Origin of the sequence: Archangium violaceum (assembly GCF_016887565.1) — a bacterium.
GTDB lineage: Bacteria > Myxococcota > Myxococcia > Myxococcales > Myxococcaceae > Archangium > Archangium violaceum_B.
The window spans coordinates 2,993,684-3,005,379 of record NZ_CP069396.1; the positions used below are offsets into that span (position 1 = coordinate 2,993,684).

At 71.4% G+C, this 11,696-nt stretch carries 13 protein-coding genes; 8 read left to right on the forward strand and 5 right to left on the reverse strand.

The genetic code is table 11. The features are described from left to right. Positions 1-96 precede the first annotated feature (96 nt). Together JRI60_RS12425 and JRI60_RS12430 are read left to right on the forward strand one after the other, a co-directional pair. Positions 97-921: a carboxypeptidase regulatory-like domain-containing protein gene (locus JRI60_RS12425; protein ID WP_204226060.1), complete on the forward strand. Its 825-nt coding sequence runs from the start codon at positions 97-99 to the stop codon at positions 919-921. A gap of 107 nt (positions 922-1,028) precedes the next feature. After that, positions 1,029-1,193, forward strand: coding sequence for a hypothetical protein (locus tag JRI60_RS12430; RefSeq protein ID WP_204226061.1), 165 nt, complete (start codon positions 1,029-1,031; stop codon positions 1,191-1,193). A 49-nt stretch (positions 1,194-1,242) separates the two neighbouring features. Here JRI60_RS12430 and JRI60_RS12435 read toward each other — a convergent pair whose 3' ends face one another. After that, complete coding sequence (locus JRI60_RS12435; protein WP_204226062.1) at positions 1,243-1,533, reverse strand: FYDLN acid domain-containing protein; 291 nt, start codon at positions 1,531-1,533, stop codon at positions 1,243-1,245. A gap of 144 nt (positions 1,534-1,677) precedes the next feature. On the opposite strand from JRI60_RS12435, the gene JRI60_RS12440 reads away from it, so the two are divergent. Both JRI60_RS12440 and JRI60_RS12445 read left to right on the forward strand, forming a co-directional pair. Continuing rightward, positions 1,678-3,357 (forward strand): AgmX/PglI C-terminal domain-containing protein, encoded by a 1,680-nt coding sequence (locus tag JRI60_RS12440; protein ID WP_204226063.1) that lies wholly within the window; start codon positions 1,678-1,680, stop codon positions 3,355-3,357. A 19-nt stretch (positions 3,358-3,376) separates the two neighbouring features. Continuing rightward, the gene (locus JRI60_RS12445) at positions 3,377-4,570 is read left to right on the forward strand and encodes an MFS transporter (protein WP_204226064.1); all 1,194 of its coding nucleotides are present in this window, start codon (positions 3,377-3,379) and stop codon (positions 4,568-4,570) included. 19 nt (positions 4,571-4,589) lie between these two features. Here the strand turns inward: JRI60_RS12445 and JRI60_RS12450 are convergent, their stop codons facing one another. Beyond that, positions 4,590-5,438 (reverse strand): AraC family transcriptional regulator, encoded by an 849-nt coding sequence (locus tag JRI60_RS12450; RefSeq protein ID WP_204226065.1) that lies wholly within the window; start codon positions 5,436-5,438, stop codon positions 4,590-4,592. Between the two features lie 167 nt (positions 5,439-5,605). On the opposite strand from JRI60_RS12450, the gene JRI60_RS12455 reads away from it, so the two are divergent. Together JRI60_RS12455 and JRI60_RS12460 are read left to right on the forward strand one after the other, a co-directional pair. Further along, positions 5,606-6,367, forward strand: coding sequence for an SDR family oxidoreductase (locus tag JRI60_RS12455; RefSeq protein ID WP_204226066.1), 762 nt, complete (start codon positions 5,606-5,608; stop codon positions 6,365-6,367). Positions 6,368-6,393: 26 nt separating this feature from the next. Beyond that, positions 6,394-7,272, forward strand: a complete 879-nt coding sequence (locus tag JRI60_RS12460) for an NAD(P)-dependent oxidoreductase (RefSeq protein WP_204226067.1) — start codon at positions 6,394-6,396, stop codon at positions 7,270-7,272. A 196-nt stretch (positions 7,273-7,468) separates the two neighbouring features. On the opposite strand, the gene JRI60_RS12465 is transcribed toward JRI60_RS12460, so the two are convergent. From JRI60_RS12465 to JRI60_RS12475, 3 genes are read right to left on the reverse strand one after another with little or no spacing between them, the layout of a single operon-like run. Beyond that, positions 7,469-7,708, reverse strand: coding sequence for a DUF3006 domain-containing protein (locus tag JRI60_RS12465; RefSeq protein ID WP_204226068.1), 240 nt, complete (start codon positions 7,706-7,708; stop codon positions 7,469-7,471). An 18-nt stretch (positions 7,709-7,726) separates the two neighbouring features. Beyond that, positions 7,727-9,085 carry a ComEC/Rec2 family competence protein gene (locus tag JRI60_RS12470; protein WP_204226069.1) on the reverse strand — a complete coding sequence of 453 codons (1,359 nt, stop codon included), beginning with the start codon at positions 9,083-9,085 and terminating at the stop codon, positions 7,727-7,729. Then, the gene (locus tag JRI60_RS12475) at positions 9,082-10,293 is read right to left on the reverse strand and encodes a ComEC/Rec2 family competence protein (RefSeq protein WP_204226070.1); all 1,212 of its coding nucleotides are present in this window, start codon (positions 10,291-10,293) and stop codon (positions 9,082-9,084) included. Before JRI60_RS12475 ends, JRI60_RS12470 begins: the two co-directional genes overlap by 4 nt. Positions 10,294-10,396: 103 nt before the next feature. On the opposite strand from JRI60_RS12475, the gene deoC reads away from it, so the two are divergent. Together deoC and JRI60_RS12485 are read left to right on the forward strand one after the other, a co-directional pair. Further along, positions 10,397-11,209, forward strand: coding sequence for a deoxyribose-phosphate aldolase (gene deoC / locus JRI60_RS12480; protein ID WP_204226071.1), 813 nt, complete (start codon positions 10,397-10,399; stop codon positions 11,207-11,209). Between the two features lie 20 nt (positions 11,210-11,229). After that, positions 11,230-11,622, forward strand: coding sequence for a TraR/DksA family transcriptional regulator (locus tag JRI60_RS12485; protein WP_204226072.1), 393 nt, complete (start codon positions 11,230-11,232; stop codon positions 11,620-11,622). Positions 11,623-11,696: the final 74 nt, after the last annotated feature.

An 11,696-nucleotide genomic window follows, 5' to 3' on the forward strand; every position in this document is an offset into this window, starting at 1 on the left:
CGGTCCAACGTCCAAATGGGCCCAGTGTCATCCCTCGCAATGCGGACGGGCAGGCGAAGTTTGAAATACCGCCACGGTCCAAGTTAGACGGGCACCGTGCGCCGTACCGTCCTCCTCCCGCTCGTCCTCTCGCTCCTCGCCCTGCCTCCGGGCTGCCAGCAGGTCGCCTGTACGCCCACCACCTCCCAGGTACCCAGCGGCGCCTCGAGCGCCCGCCCGTCCCCCGCTCCTCCTGGCATCATCGAGGGGCGCATCCTCCTGTCCGGCCCCCTGCCGGCACTCGCACCCCTGCCCACCAGCCCGTCCGTCGCCGCCCTCTGTGGGACGACGATGCCAGACCGATCCCTCGTCGTGGACCCGCACGGCGCCCTGTCCTACGTCGTGGTGGCGCTCGCCGATGGCACCGTGGGGCCGGAGCCGGACCCCGACGCCCCGCCAGCCCTCCTGGACCAGAGACGGTGCGCCTTCGAGCCGCCGGTGCTCGCCGCCCGCGCGGGCACCTCGCTGGAGGTGCGCAACCGGGATGCCCTCCTGCACAACGTCAACGTCCTGGCCGGCTCGCAGCAGCCCATCCTCAACGTGGCCCTGCCCCTCGAGGGCTCCCGTGTGCGCCGGCCGTTGCCCACCGCGCCCGGCATCCTCCAGGTGCGGTGCGACCTCCACCCGTGGATGAGCGCCGCCGTGCGCACCTTCGAGCACCCCTGGTTCACCACCACCGACGCCTCCGGCCACTTCCGCCTGGAGGTGCCCGCGGGGACCCACTCCGTCATCCTCTGGCACCCCCGCCTGCCGGGGGTCTCCCGCACCGTGTCCGTGCGCGCCGGGCAGGCCGTCCGCCTGGATTACACCTGGGCCGTGGGGGAGGTGCGCGGCCTGTCCGCCCCAGACGCCTCTTCCCTCCTGGAGGCCCGTCAGCCCTGAGGCCGGGTCTCGTTCTCTCACCCCGAAAGTGGGAGCCTGGATGAAAAGTTGCGGTCTGGGTGGAAAATTTGCTACAGGTTGTGCCCATGGAAAGAGGGGGACGACCCATGCAGCCGAAGAAGCGACCCAGCACGCGGGGAGGGATGAGCCCCCCGGCGTTGGACAAGGGCCAGGGCCCCCGGCGTCCGGTGGGCATGCAGGCCATGGGCACGCTGGGCTACGAGCAACTGCGCCGCGCGCTCCTGCTGCTGGGCGGAGCGGCGGGTCGCTGAAAGCGCCGAGGGGGCGCCGCCGTCCGGCGGAGCCCCCTGGGTTCGGGGTTCAGATCTCCTCGTCCTCCTCGCCGGGGATCTCGGCCTCCTCCTCGCTGAACTCGCCCAGCTCCTCGTCGGCTTCCTCGGCCTCGGCCTCGGCTTCGGGCTCGATGGGCTCGATGACCTTGGGAATGGAGGACAGGCGGCTGCGCCGTCCCTCGGAGGGTGGCTTGAGCGCCGGGCTCTCCCGCTGATCCGCGCCGCACTTCGGGCACAGGGGGTCCGGCTTCTTCATATCGTAGAACTTCGTGGAGCACTTGAAGCAGACGTACTTTGTCCCGAGGTCCTTCGCGGGCATGCGCCACCTTCTGTGTCAAGAGGGTAGGGGGAGGCGGCTCTTAGTTGGGCCGGCAGGCGGAGTCAACCCGATGGTTTGCACTCCATCGCCAGGGCGCTAGCATTCCGGCCGCTCGCCTTGTGTGCGCGCGCGGGAACAGCCCCCTTGAACTTCTCCTGCAACAAGTGTCAGCGGCGGTACTCCATCACGGACGACAAGGTCCGAGGAAAGACCGTCAAGGTCCGCTGTAAGAACTGCCAGAACGTCATCTCGGTGGAGGGCCCGCCCGCGGAGGCGGAGGAGAGCACGCGCGTCGTGTCCCTGGCGGACGTGGAGCGTCTGCGGGAGCAGGATCGCTCGCTCGCCCAGGAGGAGGCCGCGGCCTCCTCGGCCGTCGTGTCCTCCGCGCCCGCCGGGGTGTCCTGGGAGGACGAGCCCACGCGGACCATGCCCCTGCGCGACACCCGCTCGCCCTGGTTCGTGATGGTGAAGAGCAAGCAGGAGGGTCCGCTCGACGAGGGGGCCCTGCACGAGCTGGTGGCCGCGGGCTCCATCTCCGCGCGCAGCTACTTCTGGCAGCAGGGCATGCCGGACTGGAAGCGGGGCCAGGACATCCCCGAGCTGGCCGACCTCTTCGCGCCCGCGGCCCCGCCGCCCGCGCCTCCGCCCGCTCCGGCGCGCCCCCTGCCGCCCCCGGTGATGGTGGCGGAGCCCGAGGCGATACCGGAGCAATCCGCCACCTCGTGGCAGCCCGAGCCGCCCGCGCCCTCGCAGACGACGTGGCAGCCCAAGCCCGAGCCCCGCTCGGCGCGCAAGGCCGCCCCCGCGCCCCAGGAGGAGGACTCCACCCCGTGGATGCCCGAGCCCGAGCCCGGTGCCGAGCCGGCCTCCGCGGGTGGCAACGACGCCAACGCGGCGCCCCTGGGTGAGCTGTTCTCCGACCTGGACCTGCCCCAGTCCGAGCAGCAGGACGAGGCGGGCCTGGAGGGGATGGGCGGGTTCGAGGGAGGGCGGCAGGAGGATCCGCTCGCCTCGCTGGGCAAGGAGCCGGAGAAGCCGCGCGCGAAGGCGGAGAACACCCAGTACTTCGTGAAGAAGGCGGGGGTGGACCGGCGCAACCCGCCCTGGAAGATCGCCCTCTTCGTCTTCCTGCTGCTGGCGGTGCCGGTGGGCCTGCTGTACGCGCTGACCGAGCTGCAGGTGGTGCCCCTGCGCGTCACCCGCGTGGACGCGCGGGGCAACGCGGTGGAGCAGCCCGTGTCCGTCTTCTCGGCCGAGGGCATGGGCGAGCTGAGGGACCTCATGCTCGGCCGCACCAAACCGCCTCCGCCGCCTCCTCCGGCGCCCGCGCCCGCGCAGAAGCCCGAGCCCAAGGCGGCGCGTCCCAGCGAGCCGAAGCCGGAGGAGCCCCAGGAAGAGGCCGCCGTCCAGCCCGACGGTGAGGAGCTGAAGGACGTGGCCGCCCTCTACGCCGAGGGTGAGAAGAAGGACGTGGCCCCCGAGGTGCGCGAGGACACCGAGGTGGCCGCCGCGGACTCGTCCGAGCAGGGCGGCCCGCCCCAGGAGGAGATCGCCCGCGTGGTGGCGCAGTCGCAGTCCGCCTTCAAGTCCTGCATCGAGCAGGCGCTGCGCAAGAACCCGCGGCTGCGCGACGGCAAGCTGCTGCTCACCGCCACGGTGAGCAAGTCCGGCACGGTGAAGAAGGTGTCGTTCGACCGCAAGGACATCGACGGCTCGCCCATGGGCGACTGCATCAAGGTCCGGGCCAGGCGCATGGTGTTCCCCGCCTTCGCGGGAGATGACGTCGAGGTCGAGATTCCGCTCGTCCTCACGAAGTCCATGTAGCCGCGCGAGGAGGCTGGACGTGGACGCCGCGCCTCCTCGTCCGGGCCGCCTGCCGCGCACCGTGGTGGTGCTCGGCGTGGTGAGCCTGCTCACGGACGTCAGCAGCGACATGATCTTCCCGCTGCTGCCGGCCTTCCTCGCCGCGAGGTTGCCGGCGGCGCCCCTGCTGCTCGGGACGATGGAGGGGCTGGCGGACCTGGTCTCCTCCCTCCTCAAGTACCAGTCCGGGGTGTGGGCGGACCGGGCCCGGCGCCTCAAGCCCCTGGTGTTGTTCGGCTATGGCCTGTCCAGCCTGATGCGCCCGTTGATGGCCTTCGTCACCGCACCCTGGCACCCCATCGCCATTCGCGCGTTGGACCGGGTGGGCAAGGGCGTGCGCTCCAGCCCGCGTGACGCGCTCATCGCCAACTCCGTGGACGTGGGCTCGCGCGGCCGGGCCTTTGGTTTCCACCGGGGCATGGACCACGCGGGCGCCGCCGTGGGTTCACTCGCCGCCCTGTTGCTGGTGGCCGTGGGCCTGCGCGTGGAGCAGGTGTTCTTCGTCGCGGCGGTGCCGGGGCTGCTCGGGGTGCTGGCCCTGCTGCTCGTGCGCGAGCCCGAGCGCCCGGTCCTCCACGCATCGGCCCCGGGCGCCACCCGCGCGCTCGCCCCGGTGCCCCGGCGGCTCGCGTACTACCTCGTGCCCGTCACCCTCTTCGGCGTGGCCAACTCGACGGATGCCTTCCTCCTGCTGAAGCTGACCGAGGAGGGCGCGAAGCCCGAGTTCCTGCCCCTGGCGTGGCTGCTGCTTCAGGCGGTGAAGTCGGCCGTGTCCTTCCCAGCGGGCCGGCTCGCGGATCGGCTCGGGGCCTCGAGGCTCGTGCTCACGGGCTGGTCCCTCTATGCGCTGAGCTACCTGGCGCTGGCATGGGCCCGGGGGGTGACGCTCACGATGAGCGTCATTGCCATCTACGGGCTGTACCACGCGATGGCGGAGGGGGCGGAGAAGTCGCTGCTCACCGCGCTGGTTCCGGCGGAGGCCCGGGGGCGCGCCTTCGGCCTGTACAACGGCCTGTCCGGGGGCGCATCGCTCGCCGCGGGGCTGCTCTTCGGCGCGCTGTGGACGAAGCTGGGGAGCACCACCGCCTTCGTCACCGCGGGGGCGCTCGCCGGGCTGAGCGCGGTGCTGCTCGTGGTGCTGCTGCCGCGCGCGCGTCCTCCCGAGATGGCCTGAGCACACGCACCGCTGAGGCTCACCGTGAGCCGCGCACGACCTCCGTGGGCGTCACCCCGAGCACGCGCCGCATGCACCGCGCCAGGTGGCTCTGGTGCGAGAAGCCTGCTTCGAGCGCTACCTCCCCCACGGACAGCCCGCCCCGTTGCAGCAGCGTCCTGGCGCGCTCCACCCGGCGCTGCACGACGTACTCGTGCACCGGCAGCCCCGTCGAGCGCTTGAACAGCGTCTTCAGGTGCGACGCGCTGACACCGGCGACCACGGCCAGCCGGGCCAGGGAGAGGTTCTGGTCCAGGTGGTCCTCGATGTACTCCGTCACGCGGCGCAGCTGCGGCTTCGACAGCCCGCGCCCGTGCCCGAGCGGCGCCGGGTAGTGGCCCAGCAGGTGGACCGACAGCGCCAGGCCCAGGCTCTCCGCGTAGAGCAGCCCGCCCGGATGGCCGGCTCGGCGGTCCGCTTCGAGCGCCCAGGCGATGTGCTCGATCTGCGGGTCCCTGAACTGGTGCCGAGGCTCCAGCCCCGCGCGGTCGGGGTCCAGCCCCATGTCCTCCGCGGCGCGCCTCAGGAGTGACGGGGAGAGCCGCACGACGACCGCGGCGCTCGCATCCTCGTGCTCCCATGAGTCCGAGGCGCCGGCCGGGATGAGGTCCACGTCCCCATGCGTGTAGACGAAGCGGTGCAAGTGGCACGCTCCCCGGACGGGCGGACCGGCGTGGACCTTGAGGCGGTGGTCGGGCAGCGACTCCAGCGTCATCAACCCGGGCGCGGCCGTCTGGAGGTCCACCCGCAGACCGATCCGGGGACGTGGCACGCCGCCGGGTGATGTGAAGGTGCCGCTGAAGTCCACCGCCTGCTTCTGCCTGTCCATGCCTGCTCCTCCACACCCGTGGCCACCCCCGCCACGCCGCCCGCCCGGAACATAGCGCCGGGAGCCCGTCTTCGCCGCCGTCCGAACGTGCTCTCCGCGCGTCCGAACGTGTGCGACCGCGAGGGGTCCTCCTCCCTATTCATTGCCGCGTCACCAAGGAGAAGTCCATGGGCAGGTACGCAGGCAAGAAGGCAGTCGTCACTGGCGGGACGATGGGAATGGGACTGGCCACCGTGAAGGCGCTCCTCGACGGCGGCGCCGAGGTGCTCCTCACGGGAAGGAATGAGAAGAACCTCGAGGTGGCGCGGCGCGAGCTCGGGCCCCGGGCGCACGTGGTGCGCTCGGACACGGCGAGCCTGGCCGACATCGACGCGCTGGCCCGGACGGTGGAGGAGAAGCTGGGCCGAGTGGATTTCGTGTTCATCAACGCCGGCTTCGCGCGGCTGGACCTGTTCGAGCACGTCACCGAGGCCGTGTACGACCAGACGTTCGACATCAACACCAAGGGCGCCTATTTCACGGCGCAGCGGCTGGCTCCGCTCGTCCGGGAGGGCGGCTCGTTCGTCTTCACCACCTCCGTCGCCAACGTGACGGGTGTGCCCGGCATGAGCGTCTACTCGGGCTCCAAGGCGGCGCTCCGGTCGTTCGCCCAGGGGCTCGCCGCGGAGTTGCTGCCAAAGGGCATCCGGGTGAACGCGGTGAGCCCCGGCTTCATCAAGACGCCGACGATGGGCGTGGATGGCGCGTCCCCGGAGGCGCTGGCGGCCTTCGAGAAGGAGGGGAATGAGACCACGCCCATGCGGCGCATCGGCACGCCCGAGGAGGTGGCCCGCGCGGCGCTGTTCCTCGCCTTCGAGGCGACCTTCACCACGGGGGCGGAGTTGCCCGTGGATGGAGGGCTCACCCAGGTCGCCCGGCCGCATCCGTAGGACTTCACATCATGAGGAGCGACAAAATGAAGAAGCCAGCCATCGCGGTGCTGGGCGTGGGGCGCATGGGCGCCGCGCTCGTGAGTGCCTTTCTGAAGCAGGGGTACGGTGTCGACATCTGGAATCGCACGCGGGCGAAGTGCGAGCCCCTGGCCGCCCAGGGGGCCCGTATCGCGGCGACGGTGCGGGACGCGGTGGCGGCCGCGGACATCGTCGTGGTGAACGTGAATGACTACGGCACGAGCGACGGGCTGCTCCGGCCGGACGAGGTGACGCGGGCGCTGCGCGGGAAGCTGCTGGTGCAACTGACGTCCGGCTCACCGGACCAGGCGCGGGAGCAGGCCGCGTGGGCCCGGCAGCACGACGTCCGGTACCTGGATGGGGCCATCATGGCGACGCCGAACCTCATCGGGCAGCCGGGGTGCACCGTGTTGTACTCGGGCCCCGCCGAACTGTTCGAGCTGTGCAAGCCCGTGCTCCTCGCGCTCGGAGGCAATGCTCAGTACGTGGGCAGCGACGTGGGGCGGGCCTCCGCGCTGGACAGCGCGCTGCTCGTCTACATGTGGGGCGCGCTGTTCGGTACGCTCCAGGGCGTGGCCGTCTGTGAGGCGGAGCAGGTGCCGCTGGAGACCTTCGTGGGGTACGTGAAGGCCCTCACCCCCGTGGTGGAAGGCGCGGTGACGGATGTGCTGACGCGTGTGCAGCAGGGTCGCTTCGGCAGCGATGCGACGACGCTCGCGACGCTCGAAATCCACCACGGGGCGTTGCGGCACCTGCTGGAGCTGTGCAGGGAGCGCGGCCTGCACCGCGAGGTGCCGGAGGCCTTCGACCGGCTCTTCCAGAAGGCCGTCCAGGCGGGACACGGGCAGGACGACTTCGCCGTGCTGACCCGGTTCATGCGCTGAGCGGGCACGGCGTGGGTAGGTCGCTGGCGCGGTGAGAGCCTCCGTGGGGCAGAGCGCCGTGTTGCGTGACACGGCGCCCTGCCAGGGACATCAATGGCTCAGGATGAGGGGTTCATCCGGCAGCGGAGGGGGCGTCCCAGCGGGCAAGGTGGGGATGTAGGCCCAGTCGTCCCGCAGCACCCACCGAGGCCCCGGGCTACAGGTCGAAATTCCCGGGCGGTGGCGTCTTCTTCTTCATGGCGCGCTCGCGGGCCCGGCGCACCTGGGCGCGCAGGCGCTCGGTGGCGGCCGGGTCCACCTTCAGCGTGTCCAGGTCCAACACATCGCCCTCACGGGCCTCGGGCGGCAGCTCCTCGCGCGGGCGCGTCACCTCTCGCCCGTCCACGATGAGCACGGCGAGCTCGTCCTCGAATCGGTCCACGGTGGCCTTGGGCATGGCGCGGGGAGTCCCTCCTCAGGGCTTGCAGTCCCTGGCTGGCTCGTAGTGCTGGGCGATGGCCTCGTCCCGGTTGGGGAAGGAGATGAGATTCTTCTCCTTGATGCGTTTGGCGGAGCGGCATTCCGGCAGGTGGAAGAGCTTGCTGTTGCGGCTGGCGACGTACTGGGTCTTCCCGCTCCTCTTCATCGGGGCGGGGCGCTCGTTCCGGACCACCTTCGGGGCCGGCGTGGGCCCATCGTCCAGGCTGATGTCCACGTTGCCCTGGCTCCTGGCGGGCGCCACGGCCGTGCGCGACGCCTCGGCCTCCTTGCCCTTCGTCACCGCCGCGGGAAGGGCGACCTGCCCCGACGTGGGCTTCAGGGCCGCCAGTGCGGGCTGCGTGGCCGGCGCGGAGTCGCCGAGCCCCGCGAAGACCTCGCTGGTGCCCGCCGGCGTGCCCGCGGGATGCCGTTGCGTGGTGAGGGTGAAGCGCTGGCCGTCGCTGATGGCGTGCACCTCTCCATCCCGGTCGGTGCGGAAGACGCGGATCTTCTGCACCACCATGCGATCCAACACCGCCTTCGCCGGATTGCCCCGTGGGTTCACCCCCGAGGAGATGATGGCCGCTCCGGGGTGCACCGCGTCGAGGAAGGGCGCGCTGGAGGCCGCGCCGTCGCCATGGGCCCCCACCTTCAGCAGCGTGGCGCGCAGCGGGGCCTTGCGCTCGAGCAGGTGGCTCTCGGTCCGCTCCCGTGCATCGCCGGTCAGCAGCACGGCGGTGTCCTTGTAGGTGAGCCGCAGGACGATGGAGTTGAGCTCCTGGGCGGAGTCCCCCACGAGCAGCGGCTCGGTGGGCGCGCGCGGCCAGAGGACGGTCAGCTCCGTGTCACCCCCGAGTGGCAGGCGCAGGGGCTCGTCGGCCGAGGACGGGGAGGGCGAGAAGACCTCCACCCCGTTGCCCGCGAGCGAGGTGAGCAGTGCGTCGTAGTTCGAGAGGGTGTTGGGCAACTGGGGCTCGAGCAGCTTGCGCGCCCCCACCGCGCCCACGGCCGCCGCCAGCCCGCTGTAGTGGTCCGGGTGCGGATGGGTGAGGACGACCAGGTCCAGCTTGTCGGTGAGCAGCTCGGGCAGCCGGTTGGCCAGGTGCGTGCCGGCGGTGGCGGGGCCGGCGTCGACGAGCACCGTGCGCCCGGTGGGCGAGACGATGAGGGTGGCGTCTCCCTGGCCCACGTCGAAAAAGTAGACGTGCAGCTTCCCGTCGGCGGGCCTGCCGAAGTAGCGCCGGGCCAGGGTGGGCGAGGGCTTCTGTCCGTCGGCGGGGGCGGGCTGCTGCTCGCAGGCGCTCGCGAGCAGCACTCCGAGCAGGACGGCCAGGGTACGGACGTGTCGGCTCATGGGTCGCAATCCTCGGCGGCGCGGCGCTCACGCAGGGCTTCTTCCCGGGTCGGGTACACCGTGCGCTCCTTCGTCTTCGCGCGTTTGAGCGTGGAGCAGTCCTCGCGGTGGAACACCTTGCTGCCCTTGAGGCTCACGTAGCCCGGTCCCGAGCCCCGGGCCGAGGCCGCGACCGTGGTCGTGCCGCCCTCCGGGAGCGTGCCCCGGGCGGGGACCACCTTGGGGGCCACCCTGTTCGCGCGCGAGGCACCCGTGGGCATGGGGCCGGTGGCGACGGGGCCCTCCACCCGGCCGGTGACGACGGTGGGCGAGGCCTTCCCCTTGCTCGGGGTGAGGGTGACGGTGGCGCCGTTGCTCACCGCGACCACCTCGCCCTGGAGGTCCGTGCGGAAGATGTGCGCGCCCACGGCGCCGAGCCGCTGGAGGGCCTCGTCCGTGGGATGCCCGTAGTCGTTGCCCGCGCCGCAGGAGATGATGGCCGCCTGGGGCTTCACCGCCGCGAGGAAGGGCGCGGTGGACGAGTAGCGTCCTCCGTGGTGCGCCACCTTCATCACCGTGGAGGTGAAGTCGATGGGCTTGCCCAGCAGGTGCTCCTCCGTCTCCGGCTCCGCGTCTCCCACGAAGAGGAACGCCGTCTTCCCGTACGTCAGCTTGGCGACGATGGAGTTGGCGTTGACGTCCGAGCGCGTGCGGGTGAGGAACGCCTCCTGCGGCATGCGCGGCGAGAGGATGGTGAGCGTCACGCCCTCGCCCAGGCCGATGGTGAGGAGCGTCTCGGGCGCGCTGGGGTTGGGCGTGGGCGTCATCACCTGGCCCACCTTCCTGCCCACCACGTCCAGCAGCTTGCGGTAGGCCTCGCTCGGGTGGTCGAAGCCCGGGTCCATGTAGCGCCTGGCGCCCACCGCCTGGATGACCTTGGCCAGGCCTCCCAGGTGGTCCAGGTGGGGGTGGGTGAGGATGACCATGTCCAGCGGCCCCGGGACGAGCTCGCGCACGCGGGCCACCAGCCTGTCGTCGGACTCGGGCGTGCCGCCGTCGATGAGGACCGTCTTTCCGGTGGGCGAGACGATGAGCGTCGAGTCCCCCTGGCCCACGTCGAAGAAGTAGACGGTGAGGGACCCGGGTCGAGGCGCGGAGGTGGTGGCCGCCAGGCCCGGCAGGGCGCCGAGCAGGACGACGAGAGCGAGGAGGAGCCTCACGAAGGCCATGGTGGGCGGGACTCTACCCCATGGGGAGGACATCCGTTGCGTGACCTGCACGTGGCCGTCTCGGTGCTTCCCGAGCGGCTCGGACTGGGTTAGACCGCGCCCCATGGCCGAGGCTCAAGACATCCAGCGTCTCGTCGAGGAGATCGCCGACCACGTCCGCCGCAACCCGCCAGCTTCCCAGGCGGGCAGGCAGGGGCAGGGGGCTCCATCCGTCCGCACCGCCCGCGTCGCGCCCGAGTCCATCCGGAGCAACGCCGACCTGGCGCCGTACATCGACCACACGCTCCTCAAGCCCGAGGCCACCCGCGAGGACGTGGCCCGGGTGGCGCGCGAGGCGGCGGAGCACGGCTTCGCCACGGTGTGCGTGAACTCGTCCCACGTGGCCACGGTGGCGGGCATCCTGGCCGGCTCGCGCTCGGTGCCCATCGCCGTGGTGGGCTTCCCCCTGGGCGCGGCCCTCTCGAGCGCCAAGGCCTTCGAGGCCCGCGAGGCCATCGCCGCCGGGGCCCGGGAAATCGACATGGTCGTCCACGTCGGCGCGCTCAAGGCCCGCGACTACACGCTCGTGCTGGAGGACATCTCCCAGGTGGTGGAGGCCAGCCGGCCCTATCCGGTGAAGGTCATCCTCGAGACGAGCCTGCTCTCACGGGACGAGAAGATCGCCGCCTGTGTGTTGTCCAAGGCGGCGGGCGCGGCGTTCGTGAAGACGTCCACGGGCTTTGGCTCCGGTGGGGCCACCGTGGAGGACGTGGCGCTCATGCGCCAGGTGGTGGGCGAGGACGTGGGGGTGAAGGCCTCCGGCGGCATCCGTTCGGCGGAGGACGCCCTGAAGATGATTCAGGCGGGGGCCAACCGCCTGGGAGCCTCGGCGTCCGTGGCCATCGTGTCGGGCGAGAGGTCCACCGCGAAGTACTAGCCACCGGGTGGAGAGGGCTCGTGACCGAGGCACAGCGCGAGAAGTTCAAGCAGAAGCTGCTGGCGCTCCACGCGGAGCTGACGGGCAAGGCGCCAGCGAAGATCGAACCCAACCGCACGGACGAGTCGCGCGTGGGCGGGGACGAGGACGAGCAGCCGCTCAACGAGATGATGCAGGCCATCGCCTCCAGCCGGAACCGGAACATGGACGGCGTGCTGCAGCGCGTGGTGAAGGCGCTGGGCAAGCTGCGCGATGAGCCGGACTCCTTCGGCGAGTGCGAGGAGTGCGGCGACGCGATTCTCCCCGGCCGCCTGGAGGCCATGCCCTACGCGGAGTTCTGCGTGAACTGCCAGGGTCAGAAGGATGCTCCCAAGGGGGGTCCTACCCGACGCAAGCTCACCGATTACACCTGAGACCACGCCGGGTCTGACCATCGCTGAACAGACGGGGAAGGCGGCACACGGCACCACGCGTGACCGGCCTTATG

Excerpts from the sequence above, each read along its gene's own strand:
- JRI60_RS12430 (WP_204226061.1), top strand. The coding sequence starts at position 1,029 with ATGCAGCCGAAGAAGCGACCCAGCACGCGGGGAGGGATGAGCCCCCCG.
- JRI60_RS12435 (WP_204226062.1), bottom strand. The coding sequence starts at position 1,533 with ATGCCCGCGAAGGACCTCGGGACAAAGTACGTCTGCTTCAAGTGCTCC.
- JRI60_RS12450 (WP_204226065.1), bottom strand. The coding sequence starts at position 5,438 with ATGGACAGGCAGAAGCAGGCGGTGGACTTCAGCGGCACCTTCACATCA.
- JRI60_RS12455 (WP_204226066.1), top strand. The coding sequence starts at position 5,606 with ATGGGCAGGTACGCAGGCAAGAAGGCAGTCGTCACTGGCGGGACGATG.
- JRI60_RS12460 (WP_204226067.1), top strand. The coding sequence starts at position 6,394 with ATGAAGAAGCCAGCCATCGCGGTGCTGGGCGTGGGGCGCATGGGCGCC.
- JRI60_RS12465 (WP_204226068.1), bottom strand. The coding sequence starts at position 7,708 with ATGCCCAAGGCCACCGTGGACCGATTCGAGGACGAGCTCGCCGTGCTC.
- JRI60_RS12470 (WP_204226069.1), bottom strand. The coding sequence starts at position 9,085 with ATGAGCCGACACGTCCGTACCCTGGCCGTCCTGCTCGGAGTGCTGCTC.
- JRI60_RS12475 (WP_204226070.1), bottom strand. The coding sequence starts at position 10,293 with ATGGCCTTCGTGAGGCTCCTCCTCGCTCTCGTCGTCCTGCTCGGCGCC.
- deoC (WP_204226071.1), top strand. The coding sequence starts at position 10,397 with ATGGCCGAGGCTCAAGACATCCAGCGTCTCGTCGAGGAGATCGCCGAC.